Source organism: Cryobacterium sp. SO2 (assembly GCF_026151165.2).
Lineage (GTDB): Bacteria > Actinomycetota > Actinomycetes > Actinomycetales > Microbacteriaceae > Cryobacterium.
The window spans coordinates 2,656,740-2,676,205 of the sequence record NZ_CP117849.1; the positions used below are offsets into that span (position 1 = coordinate 2,656,740).

21 protein-coding genes are annotated in these 19,466 nt (G+C 67.9%); 11 read left to right on the forward strand and 10 right to left on the reverse strand.

All coding sequences use genetic code 11. From position 1 onward, the window contains the following. Positions 1 to 15 precede the first annotated feature (15 nt). From ftsX to prfB, 3 genes are all read right to left on the reverse strand, one after another. Complete coding sequence (gene ftsX, locus BJQ94_RS12430) at positions 16 to 930, reverse strand: permease-like cell division protein FtsX (RefSeq protein WP_265400491.1); 915 nt, start codon at positions 928 to 930, stop codon at positions 16 to 18. After that, the gene (gene ftsE / locus BJQ94_RS12435) at positions 927 to 2,111 is read right to left on the reverse strand and encodes a cell division ATP-binding protein FtsE (RefSeq protein ID WP_265400492.1); all 1,185 of its coding nucleotides are present in this window, start codon (positions 2,109 to 2,111) and stop codon (positions 927 to 929) included. The genes ftsX and ftsE overlap by 4 nt, the downstream gene beginning before the upstream one ends. 82 nt (positions 2,112 to 2,193) lie before the next feature. After that, entirely contained in the window at positions 2,194 to 3,300 is a 1,107-nt protein-coding gene (gene prfB, locus BJQ94_RS12440) for a peptide chain release factor 2 (protein WP_265400493.1), read from the reverse strand. Between the two features lie 70 nt (positions 3,301 to 3,370). Here prfB and BJQ94_RS12445 point away from each other — a divergent pair, with 70 nt between their 5' ends. The 3 genes from BJQ94_RS12445 to BJQ94_RS12455 are packed head-to-tail and all read left to right on the forward strand — an operon-like array spanning position 3,371 to position 5,761. Further along, complete coding sequence (locus BJQ94_RS12445) at positions 3,371 to 4,660, forward strand: MFS transporter (protein ID WP_265400494.1); 1,290 nt, start codon at positions 3,371 to 3,373, stop codon at positions 4,658 to 4,660. A gap of 7 nt (positions 4,661 to 4,667) precedes the next feature. Further along, entirely contained in the window at positions 4,668 to 5,105 is a 438-nt protein-coding gene (locus tag BJQ94_RS12450) for a nitroreductase family deazaflavin-dependent oxidoreductase (protein WP_265400495.1), read from the forward strand. Further along, entirely contained in the window at positions 5,105 to 5,761 is a 657-nt protein-coding gene (locus tag BJQ94_RS12455) for a pentapeptide repeat-containing protein (protein WP_265400496.1), read from the forward strand. The genes BJQ94_RS12450 and BJQ94_RS12455 overlap by 1 nt, the downstream gene beginning before the upstream one ends. Before the next feature lie 4 nt (positions 5,762 to 5,765). On the opposite strand, the gene glpX is transcribed toward BJQ94_RS12455, so the two are convergent. Further along, the gene (gene glpX / locus BJQ94_RS12460; protein WP_265400497.1) at positions 5,766 to 6,752 is read right to left on the reverse strand and encodes a class II fructose-bisphosphatase; all 987 of its coding nucleotides are present in this window, start codon (positions 6,750 to 6,752) and stop codon (positions 5,766 to 5,768) included. Positions 6,753 to 6,933: 181 nt separating this feature from the next. Here glpX and fbaA point away from each other — a divergent pair, with 181 nt between their 5' ends. Both fbaA and BJQ94_RS12470 read left to right on the forward strand, forming a co-directional pair. Next, complete coding sequence (gene fbaA / locus BJQ94_RS12465) at positions 6,934 to 7,959, forward strand: class II fructose-bisphosphate aldolase (protein WP_265400498.1); 1,026 nt, start codon at positions 6,934 to 6,936, stop codon at positions 7,957 to 7,959. Between the two features lie 26 nt (positions 7,960 to 7,985). Next, positions 7,986 to 8,555: a DUF6264 family protein gene (locus BJQ94_RS12470; RefSeq protein ID WP_265400499.1), complete on the forward strand. Its 570-nt coding sequence runs from the start codon at positions 7,986 to 7,988 to the stop codon at positions 8,553 to 8,555. A gap of 15 nt (positions 8,556 to 8,570) precedes the next feature. On the opposite strand, the gene BJQ94_RS12475 is transcribed toward BJQ94_RS12470, so the two are convergent. Then, complete coding sequence (locus tag BJQ94_RS12475) at positions 8,571 to 9,611, reverse strand: 4-hydroxy-3-methylbut-2-enyl diphosphate reductase (protein ID WP_265400531.1); 1,041 nt, start codon at positions 9,609 to 9,611, stop codon at positions 8,571 to 8,573. A 115-nt stretch (positions 9,612 to 9,726) separates the two neighbouring features. Between BJQ94_RS12475 and xseA the strand changes: the two genes are divergently transcribed. The 5 genes from xseA to BJQ94_RS12500 all read left to right on the forward strand — a co-directional run bounded on the left by xseA (position 9,727) and on the right by BJQ94_RS12500 (position 14,002). Beyond that, positions 9,727 to 10,953, forward strand: coding sequence for an exodeoxyribonuclease VII large subunit (xseA, locus tag BJQ94_RS12480; RefSeq protein ID WP_265400500.1), 1,227 nt, complete (start codon positions 9,727 to 9,729; stop codon positions 10,951 to 10,953). Positions 10,954 to 10,984: 31 nt separating this feature from the next. Then, a complete protein-coding gene (locus tag BJQ94_RS12485) occupies positions 10,985 to 11,218 on the forward strand; it encodes an exodeoxyribonuclease VII small subunit (protein WP_265400501.1) in 234 nt (77 codons plus the stop codon). Beyond that, positions 11,215 to 11,889: a DUF4245 domain-containing protein gene (locus BJQ94_RS12490; protein ID WP_265400502.1), complete on the forward strand. Its 675-nt coding sequence runs from the start codon at positions 11,215 to 11,217 to the stop codon at positions 11,887 to 11,889. The genes BJQ94_RS12485 and BJQ94_RS12490 overlap by 4 nt, the downstream gene beginning before the upstream one ends. Beyond that, positions 11,886 to 12,524: a carbonic anhydrase gene (locus BJQ94_RS12495; RefSeq protein ID WP_265400503.1), complete on the forward strand. Its 639-nt coding sequence runs from the start codon at positions 11,886 to 11,888 to the stop codon at positions 12,522 to 12,524. Before BJQ94_RS12490 ends, BJQ94_RS12495 begins: the two co-directional genes overlap by 4 nt. A 68-nt stretch (positions 12,525 to 12,592) precedes the next feature. Next, complete coding sequence (locus tag BJQ94_RS12500) at positions 12,593 to 14,002, forward strand: class II fumarate hydratase (RefSeq protein WP_265400504.1); 1,410 nt, start codon at positions 12,593 to 12,595, stop codon at positions 14,000 to 14,002. 72 nt (positions 14,003 to 14,074) lie between these two features. Here BJQ94_RS12500 and BJQ94_RS12505 read toward each other — a convergent pair whose 3' ends face one another. The 3 genes from BJQ94_RS12505 to BJQ94_RS12515 all read right to left on the reverse strand — a co-directional run bounded on the left by BJQ94_RS12505 (position 14,075) and on the right by BJQ94_RS12515 (position 17,533). Then, entirely contained in the window at positions 14,075 to 15,400 is a 1,326-nt protein-coding gene (locus BJQ94_RS12505) for a PhoH family protein (RefSeq protein WP_265400532.1), read from the reverse strand. A gap of 211 nt (positions 15,401 to 15,611) precedes the next feature. Next, the gene (locus BJQ94_RS12510) at positions 15,612 to 16,757 is read right to left on the reverse strand and encodes an aminotransferase class V-fold PLP-dependent enzyme (protein WP_265400505.1); all 1,146 of its coding nucleotides are present in this window, start codon (positions 16,755 to 16,757) and stop codon (positions 15,612 to 15,614) included. Continuing rightward, complete coding sequence (locus BJQ94_RS12515) at positions 16,754 to 17,533, reverse strand: isoprenyl transferase (protein ID WP_265400506.1); 780 nt, start codon at positions 17,531 to 17,533, stop codon at positions 16,754 to 16,756. Before BJQ94_RS12515 ends, BJQ94_RS12510 begins: the two co-directional genes overlap by 4 nt. 76 nt (positions 17,534 to 17,609) lie before the next feature. On the opposite strand from BJQ94_RS12515, the gene BJQ94_RS12520 reads away from it, so the two are divergent. Next, positions 17,610 to 18,311: a hemolysin III family protein gene (locus BJQ94_RS12520; protein ID WP_265400507.1), complete on the forward strand. Its 702-nt coding sequence runs from the start codon at positions 17,610 to 17,612 to the stop codon at positions 18,309 to 18,311. Here the strand turns inward: BJQ94_RS12520 and BJQ94_RS12525 are convergent. After that, a complete protein-coding gene (locus tag BJQ94_RS12525; RefSeq protein WP_265400508.1) occupies positions 18,308 to 18,574 on the reverse strand; it encodes a hypothetical protein in 267 nt (88 codons plus the stop codon). The genes BJQ94_RS12520 and BJQ94_RS12525 overlap by 4 nt on opposite strands. Continuing rightward, entirely contained in the window at positions 18,571 to 19,443 is an 873-nt protein-coding gene (mca, locus tag BJQ94_RS12530) for a mycothiol conjugate amidase Mca (RefSeq protein WP_265400509.1), read from the reverse strand. Before mca ends, BJQ94_RS12525 begins: the two co-directional genes overlap by 4 nt. Between the last annotated feature and the right edge of the window lie 23 nt (positions 19,444 to 19,466).

A 19,466-nucleotide genomic window follows, 5' to 3' on the forward strand; every position in this document is an offset into this window, starting at 1 on the left:
GCTGCGCCGGCCGGATCAGACCTTCAGATAACGGGTGATCGCGAAGTTGGCCGAGGCCGCAGCCAACGCTGCTCCCAAGACCAACAGGATCGGCACCACGGTGAGAGCATCCTGCAGGTCGACGAGGGCGAAGCCGCTCAGCCGCACGCCCAAGTAATCCTGCACGAAGAACTTGACGATGGCCACGACCGCACCACCCGCCAACAACGACCCCAGCAGGGCCGCGAACACGCCCTCCAGGATGAACGGTGTCTGGATGAACCTGTTCGACGCACCCACCAGCCTCATGATGCCCAGCTCCTTGCGCCGGGAAAAGGCCGACAGCCGGATGGTCGTGGCAATCAGCAACGCCGCAGCCACCAGCATCAGCGAGGCGATGCCGATCGCCGTGTAACTGGCCACATTGAGCACCGAGAAGATCTGGTCCAGATACTTGCGCTGATCGGCGACACTCTCGACGCCCGCCACGCCGGACAGACCCTCCACCATCAGCTGCGAATCGTCAGGATTCTTGAGGTTCACCCAGTAGGTCTGGTTGAGCTGCTCAGGCGTCACGTACTCGGCCACCGGGTTGCCGGCGAACTGGGTCTGGAAGTTCTCGAAGGCCTGCTCGTGGGTCTCGAAATAGTACTTGTCGATGAACGGCGCCAGCGTGGGCGACTCGAGCTGGGCCTTGACGGAGTCGATCTGCTCCTGGGTCGCTTCGCCCGCGGTGCAGGTCTCCGCGGTCGACAGGCTGGTGCACATGTAGATGCCCACCTGCGCGCGGTCGTACCAGAAGTTCTTCATCTGGCCGATCTGCATCTGCATGAGGATGGCCGCGCCCACAAAGGTCAGCGAGATGAAGGTCACGAGAACGACCGAGACGACCATCGAGGCGTTGCGGCGCAGGCCGTTGGATGCTTCGGAGAGCACAAGTCCGAGTCTCATCGGGTGGGTCCTACATTCTGCTCACTGGTGGGGTCGGGCTTTTCGCCCGGCGCCCGCAGACCGAGTTTCTCGGCCAGGGTGAGCTGTTCCGGTTCGTCGTGCTGGGTGACCGGGAGAACCGGCCGGGACATGGTGGTGGTGGGCGGCTCCACCGGGGCAACCGGCGCGGGCTCGACCGCAACCGGAACGGCCGCAGCGACCGGCTCGGGTACGGCGGGCACATCCGCCTCCGCAGCGACAGGCTCGACGACAGGAGCGGTCGAGGGAGCCGCAGCCTCAGCCGCCACAGGCGCGGTCTCGGCCGCCGTGGGCGGAGCCGTGCTCACCGCAACAGCAGCGGCCTCGACCTCGGCCGACGCCACCTCCTGGGGCAGCACCTCCGGGGACGGGTAGGTGAAGGGTTCGACCGTGGTGGGGCCGGTGGTCGACGCGGTGGTCGGCATCCGGGATGACCGGGACGCGGCCCGCTCGCCGGCGGGCAGCACCATCGGGATAGCCGCGGTGGCGTAGCCGCCCTGGCGCTCGTCGCGCACGATCTGACCGGCGGAGAGCTCGATGACGCGGCGCTTCATCTTGTCGACGATGCCGGCCTCGTGGGTGGCCATGATCACGGTCGTGCCGCTCGCATTGATCCGGGCGAGCAACGACATGATCTCGGCGCTCGTGGTGGGGTCGAGGTTTCCAGTGGGCTCGTCGGCCAGCACGATCTGGGGCTTGTTCACGATCGCGCGGGCGATGGCCACACGCTGCTGCTCACCGCCGGAGAGTTCGTGCGGCAGGCGCTGGGCCTTCTCGGCCAGTCCCACCATCTGGAGCGTGTCCGGCACGGCCTCCTGGATGTAACCGCGGGACTTGCCGATCACCTGCAGGCTGAACGCGACGTTGTCGTAGACCGACTTGTTCGGCAGCAGCCGGAAGTCCTGGAAGACGACCCCGAGGTTGCGCCGGAAGTAGGGCACCTTGCGGTTGCTGATGGAGCGCAGATCCTGGCCCAGCACGTGAATGCTGCCGCTGGACGGCTTCTCCTCCTTCAGCATCAGGCGAAGGCAGCTTGACTTTCCCGAGCCCGAAGCTCCGACCAGGAAGACAAATTCGCCGCGAAGAATTTCGACGTCGATTGAGTTCAGGGCCGGTCGGTTCGTACCGGGATATTTCTTGGTGATGTGATCAAATCGGATCATGGCGGTTCGAGCCTAGGCAGGCATCCGCGATTTACCTACTTGCGACATGCCCCAAGCAGCAAGTCCATAGGTTCGCCGCGCTCTAGTCGGTGGGCGTCTTGCGCCAGCGGATGCCCGCGGCGATGAATCCGTCGAGGTCGCCGTCGAACACGTTGGACGGGTTGTTCACCTCGTACTCGGTGCGCAGGTCCTTGACCATCTGGTACGGCGCGAGCACGTAGCTGCGCATCTGGTCACCCCAGCTGGCCGTGATGATGCCGGCGAACTCCTTCTTGGTGGCCGCCTCCTGCTCGCGCTGCAGGAGCAGCAGGCGGGATGCCAGCACCCGCATGGCCGCCGCGCGGTTCTGGATCTGGCTCTTCTCGTTCTGGCAGCTCACCACCAGGCCCGTGGGCAGGTGGGTGATGCGCACGGCGGAGTCGGTGGTGTTGACGGACTGGCCGCCGGGGCCACTGGAACGGAACACGTCCACACGGATGTCATTGTCCGGGATCTCCACGGCCTCGGCCTGCTCAATGAGCGGTACCACCTCGACGGCGGCGAACGAGGTCTGGCGCTTGCCGGCGGAGTTGAACGGACTCATCCGCACCAGCCGGTGCGTGCCGGCCTCGACGCTCAGGGTGCCGAACGCGTACGGGGCGTTCACCTCGAAGGTCGCGGACTTGATGCCGGCCTCCTCCGCGTAACTCACGTCGAGCACATTGGTGGTGTAGTCGTGCTGCTCGGCCCAGCGCAGGTACATCCGCAGCAGCATCTCGGCGAAGTCGGCGGCGTCGACGCCGCCGGCACCGGCCCGGATGGTGATCACGGCGGGGTTCGGGTCGAACTCGCCGTTGAGCAGGGTCTGCACTTCCAGGTCGCCGAGCACCTTCTGCACGCTGTGCAGTTCGGCCGTCGCCTCGTCGGCGGACTCCTGGTCGCCCTCGGCGTTGGCGAGCTCCACGAGCACCTCGAGGTCGTCCAGGCGCGACTCGATGCTCTCGATGCGCTTGAGCTCGGACTGGCGGTGACTGAGGTCGCTCGTCACCTTCTGGGCGTGCTCGGAGTCGTTCCACAGGTCGGGGGCACCCGCCTGGTCGTTCAACTCGGCGATGTCCAGTTTCAGACGGTCGATGTCGATCACCGACCGGATGTCGTCAAACGTGGCCCGCAGCGCGGCGATCTGCTCAGAGAAATCCAGCTCAATCATTGTGGAATCCAGCCTACCGGGCGACCCGGCGCGCCCGAGGGGCGCGCGGAGACGGCGTAGCATCGATTCGATGAGTACCGAGCGCCCCTTCAGCCTGCGGGGAGTGGCTCTCGCGGCGTTCCTGCCCACGATGCTCTTCTCCATCGGCGAGGGCGCCATGATCCCCCTCATCCCCCTGGTGGCCGACGGTCTCGGTGCGTCCCTGGCCTTCGCCGGCTTCATCGCCGCGATGGTTATGGTCGGCGAACTGGTCGGCGATATCCCCAGCGGCTCGGTGGTGTCCAGGTTCGGCGAACGCAATTCAATGATCGGCGCCTCGCTCGTGGCGATCCTTGCCGTCCTGGTCTGCATCGTCGCCCCCAACCCGATCGTGCTCGCCGTCGGCATCTTCCTGATCGGCCTGGCGACCGCCGTGTTCGCCCTCGCTCGGCACGCGTTCATGACCAGTTATGTGCCCGTGGCCTACCGGGCCAGGGCGTTGTCCACTCTCGGCGGTGTCTTCCGGGCGGGCTGGTTCGTGGGCCCGTTCATCGCCGCCGGCGTCATCCACCTCACCGGCGGCACCACGGCGGTGTTCTGGGTGTTCATCGTCTGCTGCGTCGCGGCAGCCCTGGTGCTGATGCTGCTGCCCGACCCGTCGAGCACCTTCGCCAGCGCGCAGCCCGGCGCCGCGGCCGACACCCCCGTGCGCACCGCAGGCGAGGAGCTGGCCGCCGCAGAGACCGTGGGCCTGTTCGCCACCATCGGGCGCTACCGCGACGTGCTGCTGCGCCTGGGCACCGGCGCCGGGCTCGTCGGCGCGATGCGCGCCACCCGAACCGTGCTGCTGCCGTTGTGGGCCGTGAGCATCGGCATCAACGAGCCGGACACCGCACTCATCATCGGCATCGCCGGCGGCATCGACTTCGCCCTCTTCTACGCCAGCGGCCAGATCATGGACAGATTCGGCCGGATGTGGACCGCCATCCCCTCGATGATCGGCCTGTCCCTGGGGATGATCGCCCTCGCCTTCACGCACGACCTGCCCGCCAACGCCCAGTGGTTCATCGCCGTGGCGATGTTCCTCTCGCTCGCCAACGGCATCGGCAGCGGACTGCTGATGACCCTCGGCGCCGACCTGGCCCCCTCCAGTGGCCCTGCTCCGTTCCTGGGCGCCTGGCGGTTCACGGCCGACTTCGGCAGTGCCGCCGCTCCCCTGGCCGTCGCCGGAATGACGGCACTGGTGTCGTTGTCCGTGGCCAGTGGTGTGATGGGTCTGGTGGGTCTCGTCGGCGCCGGCCTGCTCTGGCGTTACATTCCCCGGTACGCTCCACGCCATCCGCGCATCACCCTGCCCCGTATCACCCCGAGAGAGAGATAGGCCGATCATGCCCCTGCACGGAGACTACGAGCCCAGCCCCGAGAAGTGGGTGCGCGACCAGGTCGACCTCTACGAGTCCTCCGGCGGCACCCAGGGCACGACCCTGCGCGGGATGCCCGTGATCGTTCTGACCACCCTCGGCGCCAAGTCGGGCAAGACCCGCAAGGCCCCGCTGATGCGCGTCGAACACGACGGCAACTACGTGGCCGTCGCCTCCCTCGGCGGCAGCCCGAAGAACCCGGTCTGGTACGCCAACGTCGTCGCGCATCCGCTGGTCGAGGTGCAGGACGGCCCGGTTCGCCAGGACATGACGGCCAGGGAGATCACCGGGGACGAGAAGGCGATCTGGTGGGAGCGCGCCGTGGCCGCCTATCCCCCGTACGCCGACTACCAGACGAAGACCGACCGGGTCATCCCGGTGTTCCTGCTCGAGCCCCTCTCCTAGTGGCCCGCCCCACGAAGCGCGGACCCCAGCTCGACCGGATCGAACTCGACAATCTGGTCGACAACGACGGCGCCCTGGTCGGGCGCGGCGACGACCGTGAAGGCGAGCGGTTCACCCGGGTGGACTTCTCCGGCCGGGACTTCACCGGCACGAGCTTCACCGAGTGCGAACTGCACGCGGTGGACCTCGACACCACGGTGCTGCGCGGCAGCTCCTGGTCGGAGTGCATCGCCACCGAATTGCACGCCGCCGTGTTCAGCGCGCCCCGATCGAGCTGGCGGGACGTGCGCATCGAGCACTCCAGGCTCGGCTCGGTGGAGATGTACGAGGCCAATCTGCGCAGCGTGCAGATCGACGGCTCCAAGCTGGACTTCGTGAACCTGCGGAACGCCAGCATGACCGACGTGCTGATCAGCAACTGCATCATCGACGAACTGGATATCTCCAGCGCCGTCGTGCAGCGGCTGGAACTGCGCGACTGCCGGATCGGCACCCTCGACGTCGCCGGGGCGCGCCTCACCGACGTCGATCTGCGCTCGAGCGACTTCTCGGCCGTGCACAGCCTGGAAGGCCTCAAGGGCGCGACCATCGACGACGCTCAGCTCTCGCTGCTCGCGCCGCTGCTGGCCGCGCACCTCGGCATCCTGGTGGAGTAGACCCCTAGAGCCACTTCTCCGCGAGGTGCTCGGCCACCACACGGCGGATGGTGCCGCTCTTGCCGCGCAACACGATCGATTCGGTGCGGATCTTCGGGCCCATCTTGCGCACGCCGCCGACCAGCTGGCCGTCGGTGACGCCGGTGGCGACGAAGTAGGTGTTGTCACTGGTCACGAGGTCGTTCACGCCCAGGATCCGGTCGAGGTCGTGGCCGGCGTCGATGGCCTTCTGGGCCTCTTCGTCGTCCTTCGGGTGCAACTTGGCCTGGATGAATCCGCCGAGCGCCTTGAGGGCACAGGCCGTGATGATGCCCTCGGGGGTTCCGCCGATGCCCACGCACATGTCGATGCGGGTCTCGGACAGTGCAGCGTTGATGCCGCCGGCCACGTCGCCGTCGAGCATCAGCCTGGTGCCGGCACCCGCGGCGCGAACCTCGTCGATGAGGCCAACGTGTCGCGGCCGGTCCAGGATGGCAATGGTCATGTCGGCCACGTCCTTGCCCTTGGCCTTCGCCAGCGCCCGGATGTTCTCGCCGATCGGCAGGCGCAGGTCCACAACACCGTGGCCCTCCCAACCGGTGACGATCTTGTCCATGTAGAAGACCGCGCTCGGGTCGTACATGCTGCCGCGGTCGGCGACAGCGATCATGCTCAGGGCGTTCTGGCGGCCGTTGGCCGTGAGCGAGGTGCCGTCGATCGGGTCGACCGCGATGTCGCAGGAGGGGCCGCGTCCGCTGCCCACGTGCTCGCCGTTGTAGAGCATCGGCGCGTCGTCCTTCTCGCCCTCGCCGATGACGACAACGCCGTCGAAATCGACCGTGCCGAGGAACTTGCGCATCGCGTCGACGGCGGCGCCGTCTGCGGCGTTCTTGTCTCCCCGACCGATGAACGGCACCGCGCGGATGGCGGCGGCTTCGGTGGCCCGCACCAGCTCCATGCCGAGGTTGCGGTCGGGGTGCAGATAGAGAGAAGCGTGTTCGGTATTCACCATGGGCAGTAGTCCTTCGAGGTCGTATGTGGGTTGCTGAGGGACGTTCCGGAACTCAGCCGGGACAGGGCCAGCTTACCCAGGGGGCCTCGGGCGGGACCTTCTACCCGCAGCGGGCAGAGCGCTGTCACAGCCTGCCTCGCTAGACTTGACGGACAACCCCGCTCGATTTCGAGGAGAAGCAATGCCCATCGCAACCCCAGACCAATACGCCGAAATGCTGAACAAGGCCAAGTCGAAGGGGTTCGCGTACCCCGCATTCAACGTTTCCTCCTCGCAGTCGATCAACGCCGTACTCCAGGGCCTGACCGAAGCCGGCTCCGACGGCATCATCCAGGTGACCACCGGAGGCGCAGACTACTTCGCCGGCCACACCGTGAAGAACCGCGCCGCGGGCGCCCTGGCCTTCGCCAAGTTCGCGCACGCCGTTGCTGACAACTACCCCGTCACCGTGGCCCTGCACACCGACCACTGCCCCAAGGGTGCGCTCGACGACTTCGTCCTGCCCCTGATCTCGGCCTCCGAGACCGCAGTCGCCGACGGCTTCAACCCGATCTTCCAGTCGCACATGTGGGACGGCTCCGCCATCGCGCTCGACGAGAACCTTGAGATCGCCAAGAGCATCATCACCCGCACCAAGGCGATCAACGCCATCCTCGAGGTCGAGATCGGCGCCGTCGGCGGCGAAGAAGACGGCGTTGAGGGTGACATCAACGACAACCTCTACACGACCTTCGACGACACCGTCAAGATGATCGAGGCCCTCGGCCTCGGCGAACAGGGCCGCTACATGGCCGCCCTCACCTTCGGCAACGTGCACGGCGTCTACAAGCCCGGCAACGTCAAGCTGCGCCCGGAGCTCCTCGCGGAGATCCAGGCCAGCGTCGCCGCCAAGTACGGCACCGCCGCGCTCCCCCTCGACCTCGTCTTCCACGGTGGCTCCGGCTCGACCGACGCCGAGATCGCCGAGGCCGTGAAGAACGGCGTCGTGAAGATGAACGTCGACACCGACACCCAGTACGCGTTCACCCGCGCCATCGCCGACTATATGCTGAAGAACTACGACGGCGTGCTCAAGGTCGACGGTGAAGTGGGCAACAAGAAGCTCTACGACCCGCGCGCCTGGGGCAAGGTGGCCGAGACGGCCATGGCCGCCCGCGTCGCCCAGGCCACGCGTCAGCTCGGCTCCGCCGGACACTCCAACAGCTAGTCACAACGTCTAGCTAAGCGAACCGGATGACGATGGCAGAGAACGTTCCAGACCAGACCCCGGCGGCGACCCCGCCGGTGGACTACCGCCCCCAGCCCCGCTACGGCGAGCTGGCTCCGGAAGGCTGGACCTGGGCACCGCCGCAGGACGAACAGGCTCCTGCGGCCTCTGCCGCTCTTCCCCCGGTTTCCGCTCCAGCGCAGCTGGGATCGGCCGAACGGCCGGTCCCGGCTGCACCGGGCTGGGATCGCCCCATCACCGCGATCCTGCTGGTGCTTGGATTGTTGGGCACCTACCTGACCATCTCGATCCTGGTCTCCATGCCGGAGGCCCTGCAGATGCTCTACACGCAGGCGGAACTCGGCACCTACACGGCGGCAGACTCGGTCGCCGCGATCATCACGGCCGGCAGCATCAGCCAGGTGGTCATCTGGCTGGCCGCCGCGGCCTCGTCGATCCTGCTCGTGCTCCGCGGCCGGCGCGCGTTCTACGTGCCGCTCATCGGCGGCGTCGTGGCCTTTGTGCTCCTGGTTGCCGCCATGGCCGTTGTGCTCGCCGGTGACCCGGCGCTGCTGGACTACTTCGGCCAGCCGTAGGTTCTCGGACCCGAACTACTCGGGCCGGCTGACCCGGCCGCCGAGCGCACGCGCATCCGTCTTGCCCTGCAGGTCTTTGCGCAGCTCCTTGGGCAGCGAGAAGAGCAGGTCTTCCTCTGCCGTCTTGATCTGCTCCACGTCGCCGTAGCCGGCGCCGGCCAGGTCGCGCAACAGCTCCTCGACGAGTTCTTCAGGCACGGATGCGCCGCTGGTGACACCGACGGTGTTCACGCCGTCGAGCCACTCCTGCTTGACCTCGCTGGCGTAGTCCACCCGATAGGCGGCCTTCGCGCCGTACTCCAGCGCCACCTCGACGAGGCGCACCGAGTTGGACGAGTTCGCCGAGCCCACCACGATCACCAGGTCGGAGTCGCGGGCGACCTTCTTGATCGCCACCTGACGGTTCTGGGTGGCGTAGCAGATGTCGTCGCTGGGCGGGTCCTGCAAGTTGGGGAACCGGGCGCGCAGGCGGCGCACGGTCTCCATGGTCTCGTCAACGCTCAGCGTGGTCTGCGACAGCCAGACGACCTTGTTGGGGTCGCGCACGACGATGGTGTCGGCTTCGTCCGGGCTTCCCACGAGAGTGGTGTGCTCCGGCGCCTCACCGGCAGTGCCCTCGACCTCTTCATGGCCTTCGTGGCCGATCAGCAAGATCTCGAAGTCGTCGCGGGCGAAACGCACGGCCTCGCGGTGCACCTTGGTGACCAGCGGGCAGGTCGCGTCGATGGCCATGAGGCCACGGTCGGCGGCGGCGTTCACCACGGCCGGCGACACGCCATGGGCGCTGAAGACGATGTGCGACCCAGTGGGAACCTCATCGACCTCTTCGACGAAGATGGCGCCCTGCTTCTCGAGCTCGCTCACCACGTGGGTGTTGTGCACGATCTGCTTGCGCACGTAGACGGGCGCGCCGTACAGCTCCAGGGCCTTCTCCACGGCGATGACCGCCCGGTCGACGCCGGCGCAGTAGCCGCGGGGGGCCGCGAGCAGCACCTTTTTCAGCCCATCCACGGGGGTATCCTTGAGCCTGTTGCGCAGACTCGGAATTCTGGGCATGCCAAGGCCGATCACAGGCTTTTCTGTACTGATGCTCACCAGACCAGTCTAAGCGGGCGCGTCTGAACAAACCGTGCGAGCCGGCAGTTCCCGTCGGCGCAGATCCAGGAGACCAATGAACGCTGTCACGATGCCCGCCGCGGGCGACGAGCCGCCCACCGTCGACGCCCCGTGGCCCGTTGCGGTGCTCTCCAACAAGATCCGCGGCTACATCGAACGGCTCGGCACCGCGTGGGTCGAGGGCGAGATCGTGCAGTGGGGCGCCAGCGGCGGCAATGTCTACGGCAAGCTCAAGGACCTCTCGGTGGATGCCACCGTGAGTTTCACGGTCTGGTCGTCGGTCAAGGCCCGCCTCACCGGCGACTTCAAGCAGGGTGACCGGGTGATCGCGCTCGTCAAGCCCAATTACTGGGTCAAGGGCGGCACCCTCACCATGCAGGTCTTCGAGCTGCGCCACGTGGGCCTCGGCGACCTCCTCGAGCGGCTCGAGCGCCTGCGCGCCCAGCTCAAGGCCGAGGGCCTCTTCGACGTCTCCCGCAAACGACCGCTGCCGTTCCTGCCGCACCGCATCGGACTGGTCACCGGCAAGGATTCGGACGCCGAGAAAGACGTGCTCCGCAATGCCCAGCTGCGCTGGCCGGCCGTGGACTTCAGCGTCGTGCACGCCGCCGTGCAGGGCGACCGCATGGTCGGCGAGGTGACCGCGGCCATCCAACGGCTGGATGCCGACCCCGAGGTGGACGTCATCATCGTCGCCCGCGGCGGCGGCGACTTCCAGAACCTGCTGGGCTTCAGCGACGAGGGGCTCGTGCGCGCCGTCGCCGCCTGCACCACCCCGGTGGTGAGTGCCATCGGGCACGAGGCCGACCGGCCGCTGCTCGACGACGTCGCCGACCTCCGCGCCTCCACCCCCACCGACGCGGCCAAGCGCGTGGTGCCGGATGTCTCCGACGAGCTCAACCGGGTGCAACAGGCCAGGGCCAGGCTCAGCGGCCGGCTCACCGGCATCCTCGCCACCGAGGTCGACAGGCTCGGCCAGTTGCGCAGCCGCCCGGTGCTCGCCGGCTCCGACTGGATCATCGACAGCCGGTCGCAGGACCTCACCCGGTTCGTCGCCCGCGGCGCCGAGCTCGTGCAGCGCACCCTTGAGCGTGCGGGTTCCAGCGTCGTTGAACTGCGCTCCCAGTTGCGCGCCCTCTCCCCCCAAGGCACCCTCGACCGCGGCTACGCCATCGTGCAGCTGCCGGACGGCCACGTGCTGCGCACCAGCGACCAGGCGCCGTCGGGCACCGACCTGCTGATCACCGTCGGCGTCGGCACCGTGCCCGCAGTCTCGAAATAACGACCGCGAATGCCGAAATAGAATGGAAGACATGACCTCGCCCGCCACCACGCCCACGCCCGCTCCGGTCGACTCTCTCAGCTATGAGCAGGCCAGGGACGAACTGATCCGCGTGGTCTCGGTGCTCGAGCAGGGCGCATCGACACTCGAGGAGTCCCTCGCACTCTGGGAGCGCGGCGAGGCTCTCGCGACCCGCTGCGAGGAATGGCTGATCGGCGCGAAGGCGCGCCTGGACGCCGCGCGCGGCGCGGCCACGGCGGAATGAGTCGCGCCCCCCGCCCGCCGCGCGTCGTCGCGGAGCTCGGCCGCCCGGAGACCGCCGAGGAACGTGCCACCCGGCTGGCCACGAACTCCCGCAACTACCGGTCGCGGAAGACCATCAACAACCTCGTCTACTCGTTGCTGGCCACCGTCGGCGCCGTCATCGTGCTGGTTCTCATCGTGCCCCGCAGCGACACCCCGCTCACCCGGAATGTGGACTACGCCAGCGTGGCCGAACAGGCCCAGCCCGGTATCGACGTGCCGTTGGCCGCCCCCACCCTGCCGGGCGGCTGGGTCGCGAACGCGGCAGAGTGGCGAAGCGGCAGCAGCGACGGGGTCTCCAGCTGGTACATCGGCCTGATCACCCCCACGAACGAGTTCACCGGCCTCACCCAGGCCGTCGACGCGAACCCCACCTGGCTAGCCGAGGAACTGAAGAAGGTCTCCGCCAGCGACACCATCACCATCGACGGGGTGGAGTGGGACGTCTACCGCAACCCCGCGCCGGCGGAGGACCAGGGTAATTTCGAGTCGGCGCTCGTCACCGAGGCCGGCTCCAGCACCTACCTGCTCATCGGCACGGCCCCCGACGAGGAACTCGCGCTCCTCGCCGGTACCCTGACCAACGACATCACCGAACAGTCCAGCACCGAACAGGACGGGTCCACCCCATGACCGACATTCTCACTCCAGCCAGCGTGTGGAACGATCTCGCCTCGGGCAATGAGCGATTCGTGAACGGCACGCCGCAGCATCCCCGCCAGGACGTCGACCGCCGCGCCGAGACCGCGTTCGTGCAGACCCCGATGGCAGCCCTGTTCGGCTGCAGCGACTCCAGGCTGGCCGCCGAGATCATCTTCGACAAGGGCCTGGGCGACCTGTTCGTCGTGCGCAACGCCGGTCAGGTGATCTCGGACTCCGTGCTCGGTTCGCTCGAGTACGCCGTGGCCGTACTCAAGGTGCCGCTCATCCTGGTGCTCGGTCATGACCGCTGCGGCGCGGTGCAGGCCGCCATCGAATCGCAGGCCGTCGACGCTCCCCTGCTCCCCGTGCACATCAACAACATCATCGAGAAGATCGTGCCGGCAGTGCGCCGCGTCGGTGGCCCGACGACGGGCCCGCTCGTGCCCGATGACGTGGACGCATCGGCCGTGGGCCGGGAGCACCTGCGCGACACCGTGGCCGAGCTCGTCCAGCGCTCAGAGATGATCAGCGCGGCCGTCGCAGAAGGTACATTGGCTATCGTCGGCGCGAATTACCGGCTCCTCGAGGGCCGCGCCGACCCCGACATCGTCGTCGGCGTCGTCTAGGCGCCAACGAGCTCGACGCACCTGCACCTCGACGCACTTGCACATTGAATCGAAAGGTATGACACACCGTGGTGGACATTTCAGCTGACACAGACTTCCGGATCGAGCACGACACCATGGGCGAGGTGCGGGTTCCCGCCGCCGCGCTCTACGGCGCGCAGACGCAGCGGGCGGTGGAGAACTTCCCGATCTCCGGTTCCGTGCTCGAGTCGGCCCAGATCGCGGCGCTCGCCCGCATCAAGAAGTCGGCCGCCCTCGCCAACGCCCGCCTCGGCGTGCTCGACGCCGACATCGCCGACGCCATCGCCGCCGCCGCCGATGAGGTCATCAGCGGCCGGTACGACTCCGAGTTCCCGATCGACGTGTACCAGACCGGCAGCGGCACCTCCTCGAACATGAACATGAACGAGGTGCTCGCGACCCTGGCCACCCGGCGCCTCGGCAGCCCCGTGCACCCCAACGACCACGTCAACGCCTCGCAGTCCTCCAACGACGTCTTCCCCACGTCGGTGCACATCGCCGTGACGAGCGCGCTCATCGACGACCTCATCCCGGCCCTCGACCACCTCGCGGTGGCGTTCGAGGCCAAGGCCGAGCTGTGGGCGACGGCGGTCAAGGCCGGCCGCACGCACCTGATGGATGCCACCCCGGTCACGCTCGGCCAGGAGTTCGGCGGGTACGCCCGGCAGATGCGCCTGGGCATCGAGCGAGTGCGCACAGCGCTCCCCCGCGTCGCCGAGGTCCCGCTGGGCGGTACAGCTGTAGGCACCGGCATCAACACCCCGGCCGGCTTCCCGCAGCTCGTGATCGAGCTGCTCACCCTCGAGACCGAGCTGCCGATCACCGAGGCCATCGACCACTTCGAGGCCCAGGCCAACCGCGACGGCCTCGTCGACGCCTCGGGGGCACTGCGCACCATCGCCGTCGGCCTCACCAAGATCTGCAACGACCTGCGCTGGATGGGCTCGGGCCCCAACACCGGCATCGGCGAGCTGAGCATCCCCGACCTGCAGCCCGGCTCGTCGATCATGCCCGGCAAGGTCAACCCGGTCATCCCCGAGGCCGTGCTGATGGTCTGCTCCCGCGTGATCGGCAACGACGCCACCATCGCCTGGTCCGGCGCGTCCGGCGCGTTCGAGCTCAACGTGGCCATCCCGGTGATGGGCACAGCACTGCTCGAGTCGATCCGGTTGCTCGCCAACGGCGCCAGGGTGCTGGCCGACAAGACCGTCGACGGCCTCGAGGCCAACCTCGACCGCGCCCGCGCGCTGGCCGAGTCCTCACCGTCGATCGTCACCCCGCTCAACCGGGTGATCGGCTACGAGGCCGCCGCCAAGGTGGCCAAGCACTCGGTGGCCCAGGGCCTCACCGTGCGGGAATCGGTCATCGACCTCGGCTTCGTCGAACGCGGCGAAGTCACCCTCGAGCAGCTCGACACGGCGCTCGACGTGCTGAGCATGACGCGGCCGCCCCGCTAGTCCCATCTCGCGAAAGCGGCGAAACGGTTGCTTCAGCTGTGCTGAGGCAACCGTTTCGCCGCTTTCGTGGCCTTAGGCCAGCTCGTTACCCTCCAACATTTCCGTGACCAGGGCGGCGATGGCGCTCCGCTCGGACCGGGTCAACGTCATGTGGGCGAACAGCGGGTGCCCCTTGAGCGTTTCGATCACACTCGCGACCCCGTCGAAGCGGCCCACCCGCAGGTTGTCGCGCTGGGCCACATCGTGGGTGAGCACCACCCGGGAGTTCTGCCCGATGCGGCTCAGCACCGTGAGCAGAACGTTCCGCTCCAGCGACTGGGCCTCGTCGACGATCACGAACGCGTCGTGCAGGCTCCGGCCACGGATGTGGGTGAGCGGCAGCACCTCGAGGATGCCCCGTTCCACGACCTCCTCGAGCACGTTCTCGCTCACGAGCGCGCCGAGGGTGTCGAACACGGCCTGCCCCCACGGCCCCATCTTCTCCTGTGCGTCACCGGGCAGGTAGCCCAGCTCCTGGCCGCCCACGGCGTAGAGCGGCCGGAACACCATGATCTTGCGGTGCTGTTGGCGCTCCAGCACGGCCTCGAGTCCCGCGCAGAGGGCGAGCGCGGACTTCCCCGTTCCCGCTCGACCTCCCAACGACAGGATCCCGATCTCCGGGTCGAGCAGCAGGTCGATGGCCAGGCGTTGCTCGGCCGACCGGCCGTGCAGGCCGAACAGGTCACGGTCGCCGCGCACCAGCCGCAATTCGCCCCTGCCGGTGACCCGGCCGAGCGCCGACCCGCGGTCGGAGTGGATGACCAGGCCCGTGTTCACCGGCATGTCCTGCACCAGGCGGGTCTGCAGGGACTCCTTGTCGTAGAGGTCGTTCACCTGCTCGGCGCTCAGGGTGATCTCGTCCATGCCGGTCCAGCCGGAGTCCACCGCCAGCTCGTGCCGGTACTCGTCGGCGGCGAGGCCGATCGACGCGGCCTTCACCCGCAGCGGCAGGTCCTTGGACACCACCGTCACGGCGAGCCCGTCGTTGGCCAGGTTCATGGCCACCGCCAGGATGCGCGAGTCGTTGTCGCCCAGTTGCAGGCCGGAGGGCAGCACCGACATGTTCGAGTGGTTCAACTCGACGCGCAGGCTGCCGCCGTCCCCCACCGGGATGGCGAAGTCGAGCCGTTCGTGCTTGACCCGCAGCTCGTCGAGATAGCGCAGCGCCTGCCGGGCGAAGTAGCCGATCTCGGGGTCGTTGCGCTTGGACTCGAGTTCGGTGATCACCACCACCGGCAGAACCACGGCATGCTCGGCGAATCGGAAGATCGCCTTCGGATCGGACAGGAGAACCGAGGTGTCCAGCACGAAGGTGCGCTCGGTTTGGTCGACCCCTGACGGTGTGTCAACGTCGTTCAGGTAGTCGGTTCGATTAGCGGTCACAACCACTCCCACCCCGCACCCTGAGGTGCGGATTCGTTGGCGAGCGACCACAAGCTTTTTTCTCGAGCCGTACTTATGTGGCCGTCTCGATCAGGTGCCGTACCTGATGAGTTGAAGGTAAGCCGATTGCCGCCCAATGCGAAAAGCGACACGCCCAACGTCATCAGACGTTAACAGTTTCGCCGCCTCAGTACGCGGTGCCGGCGGCGTACGCGGTGAAAGCGCCACGCAGCATGTCGACGGTCTCCTCGGCGAGGTGCGCGTGCACGCTCAGCCGCACGGTGCCGCCCCGGCTCGTCGCCGTGACGCCGTGGTTGTGCAGGGCGGCGCCGAGCGCCGTGAGGCGCTCCCTGGGCGGCTCCAGCACCACCAGGCCGGCACGCTCGCGCACATCGCGGGACGAACTCACCGGGATACCGAATTCGTCGGCCAGATCGATCAGGCGCTGCGCGTTGCCACTCACGGCCGCCGCGATGACCGGCACCCCCACGGCCGCGATCTCCTCGAGGGCCGCGGCGAACCTGGCCTGGGCCACACCGTCGGCATTGCTCACCCTGAAGGCGGCTGCGGCGCGCACCGGCGGCGGCACGTCGTCCCACGGTTCGCCCATGGCCGTGCCCGTGAAGCCGCTCATGACGGGAGTGAGGCGCTCGACGGCGCGGTCGCTCAGGGCGAGGAACCCGGTTCCCCAGCCCGCCCGCACCCATTTCTGACCGCCGGAGACGACCACGTCGGCCGCGTCGTAGGCCGCGTCCACCACGCCGAAGCCCTGGATCGCGTCGACGATGAGCAGGCGATCGCCGATGACCTGGCGGATGCCCTCCAGGTCGACCTTGAAGCCCGTGCGAGAGTCGACCAGGCTCACGGCCACGGCCACTGTCGTGGCGGTGAGCTGGTCGCGCACCTGGCCGGGCGTGACACAGCCGGCCGTCATGGAGGTCTCGTCGGCTTCCAGCCAGAGCGGAACGGCCACGTGCAGGGCCTCGGCGGCGCGGACGGCCGCGAACGGCACGCTCGGGAAATCCGCCGGCGAGAGCAGCACGTCACCGGTGAGGCCGAACATGGCGTGCATGAGTCCCATGCTGGTGTTCGGCTGCGCGGCGATCTGGTCGGCCCTGAAGCCGGTGACGGCGGCGACGGCGGCCCGCATCCGCAGGTCCTGCTCACCGAAATGGCCGAGGCTGCCGTATCTGGCCCGGCTGAGCATCTCGATCTGGCCGAGCGCTTCGGCCGCGACCGCCCGGGCGAGGGGCCCGATGCGGCCGTAGTCGAGGTACCCGGGCTCCTCGGTGAAACCGTCGAGGTAGGTCTCCACGGGCGAGACGAGGGTCATCCGCCGAACCTGCGGTGCCGTTTGGCGAAGTCGCGCAGGGCCCGCAGGAAGTCGACCTGGCGCAGGTCCGGGCCGAGTGCCTCGACGAAGTAGAACTCGCTGTGCGCGCTCTGCCAGAGCATGAAGTCGCTCAGGCGCTGCTCCCCCGAGGTGCGGATGACGAGGTCGGGGTCGGGCTGGCCGCCCGTGTAGAGGTGCTGGCCGATGAGCTCGGGGGTGAGGGTCTCCGCGAGGTCTTCCAGGGTGCCGCCGTGCGCGTGGTGCGTCGCGACTATGCTGCGCATGGCGTCGGTGATCTCGGTGCGGCCGCCGTACCCGACGGCGAGGTTGACGTGCAGCCCGGTTTTGTCGGCCGTGCGGGCCTCAGCGGCGCCCAGGGCGCCCTCCAGGGGGCCGGGCAGGCACTTCTTGGAACCGACCTGCTGCACCCGCCAGTCGCGGTAGTGCGAGAGGTCCTCGGCGAGGTCGGCGATGATCTCGAACAGGGCCGTGAGCTCGTCGGTGGGGCGCTGGGTGAGGTTGTCGGCGGAGAGCAGGTACAGAGTGACCACCGAGATGCCGAGGTCGTCGCACCACTCCAGGAATTCCCGCATCTTGGCGGCGCCGGCGCGGTGCCCGTGCGCGGCCGAGTCGTAGCCGAGTTGCCGGGCCCAGCGCCGGTTGCCGTCGATGATCATGGCCACGTGTTGCGGCAGGACCGCCGCGGTCAGCCCGCGGCGCAGGCGACGCTGATAGACCCGATAGAGGAGTCCGCGTCCGAGGGTCAATTGCCGCATGTGCACACAGTTACGCTAGCCCAATCCGGCCGGCGTTCGTGCCGCGCCGCCGGTCGGGCTGCCGTATCCTGACAGCATGGCCTCCGCGGACGACATCCCGAATCTCCCGCTTCTCGAAGACGAGATCGAGCACCCGGTCCCCGAAAAGCCCACCTGGCGCGGCTGGATCCACGCGGGCACGTTCCCCGTCACCATCGTCGCCGGGATCATCCTGCTGGCCGCAGCCGACGGGCCGGCGGCCAAGTGGAGCTCGGCGGTCTTCGTGGCCAGTTCCATGCTCCTGTTCGGCAACTCGGCGCTGTACCACCGGTTCAACTGGCAGCCGCGCACCCGGATGATGCTCAAGCGCATCGACCACGCCAACATCTTCCTGCTGATCGCCGGGTCGTACACGCCCATCACCGTGCTGGCCCTGCCGCCGGACAAGGCAGCGCTGCTCTTGACGTTGGTCTGGGGCGGAGCGATCCTGGGGATCGCCTTCCGGGTGTTCTGGATCAACGCGCCGCGCTGGTTGTACGTGCCGCTCTACCTGGCGCTCGGCTGGGGCGCGCTGATGTTCATCGTGGACTTCTTCCAGGCCGACGCCGTGATGATGACGCTGATCATGGTCGGCGGGATCTGCTATTCGGTGGGCGCCGTCGTCTACGGCCTCAAGAAGCCCAACCCGGTGCCGGGGGTGTTCGGCTTCCACGAGATCTTCCACTCGCTCACGGTGGTGGCGTTCCTCTGCCACTGGGTCGCGATCCTGATCATCGCGACCCATCCGCTCTACCCCTAAAGCGGCGCCTGGCGCTCGTCTGGCTTCGTGGCCGCTGCGTCGCGCTCGGCGACCTCGGCCTGCAACCGCTCCTGCATCTCGGCGCGGTAGTTGGTGCGGCGGATGCGCCTGGCCAGGTCCATGCCCAGCAACAGGGTGACCGCCGCGACGAAGAAGATCGCGAAGAAGCCCCACGGGCCCGGTGTCACGGTGTCGGGGTTGAACTCGGGCGGCGGGGTGTTGGCGAGGATGAATCCGGCCACCGGCACGAAGAACGCGCTCACGAGTCGTCCCGGTCTGCGGTGACGCCGGCGAAGAGGTCGGATTCAGGCATGTCGCTGTCTACTTTCGATTCGACGAGTTGGAAGTCCTCATACGGCCAGGCCTTGCGCACCATGTCGTTGGGCCAGAAGAAGAAGCTGCTGGTGGGCGATACCTGGCTGGCGTGCGCCTTGAGGGCCGTGTCGCGCACCTCGAGGAAGTCGCCGATCGGCACGTGGGTTGTGGCCAGGTTCGGGTACTCGCTCATGCGCTCCCTGGCGCTCGCGAGCGGCTCGAGGAGCTCGGAGTCCGGCTCCGAGACACTCAGCTCGAGGTACATGGCGTCCATGCGTTCGAGGTTGAAGATGCGGTCGTAGTACAGCTTGTCGATCTGCCAGGCTGGGCCGGCATCCGGGTAGCGGTCGGCGTCGGCCGCCGCGCGGTACGCCTCGAGGGAGACCTCGTGGCAGCGGATATGGTCGGGGTGCGGGTAGCCGCCGTTCTCGTCGTAGGTGATGAGCACCTGCGGGCGGAATTCGCGGATGATGTGCACCAGGGGTTCGGCCGAGTACTCCAACGGGATGTCGGCGAAGGAGTTCTTCGGCACTCCACCGTCGTCCTGCATGCCGGAATCCTGGTAGCCGAGCCAGCGGTGCTGGATGCCCAACGCCTTCTGCGCAGCGGCCATTTCGAGAATGCGGAGGCCGGACAGGTCGCGCTCGGCCATGGCCAGATGCGCGAGGTCCTCGTTGAGGATGCTGCCGCGTTCGCCGCCGGTGCAGCTGACGACGAGCACTTCGGCGCCGAGGCTTCGGTAATACGCGTATGTTGCCGCGCCCTTGCTCGACTCGTCGTCGGGATGGGCGTGCACTGCCAAGAGTCGCAGCGTCATGAAACTCCTCAGAAATGCCAGCT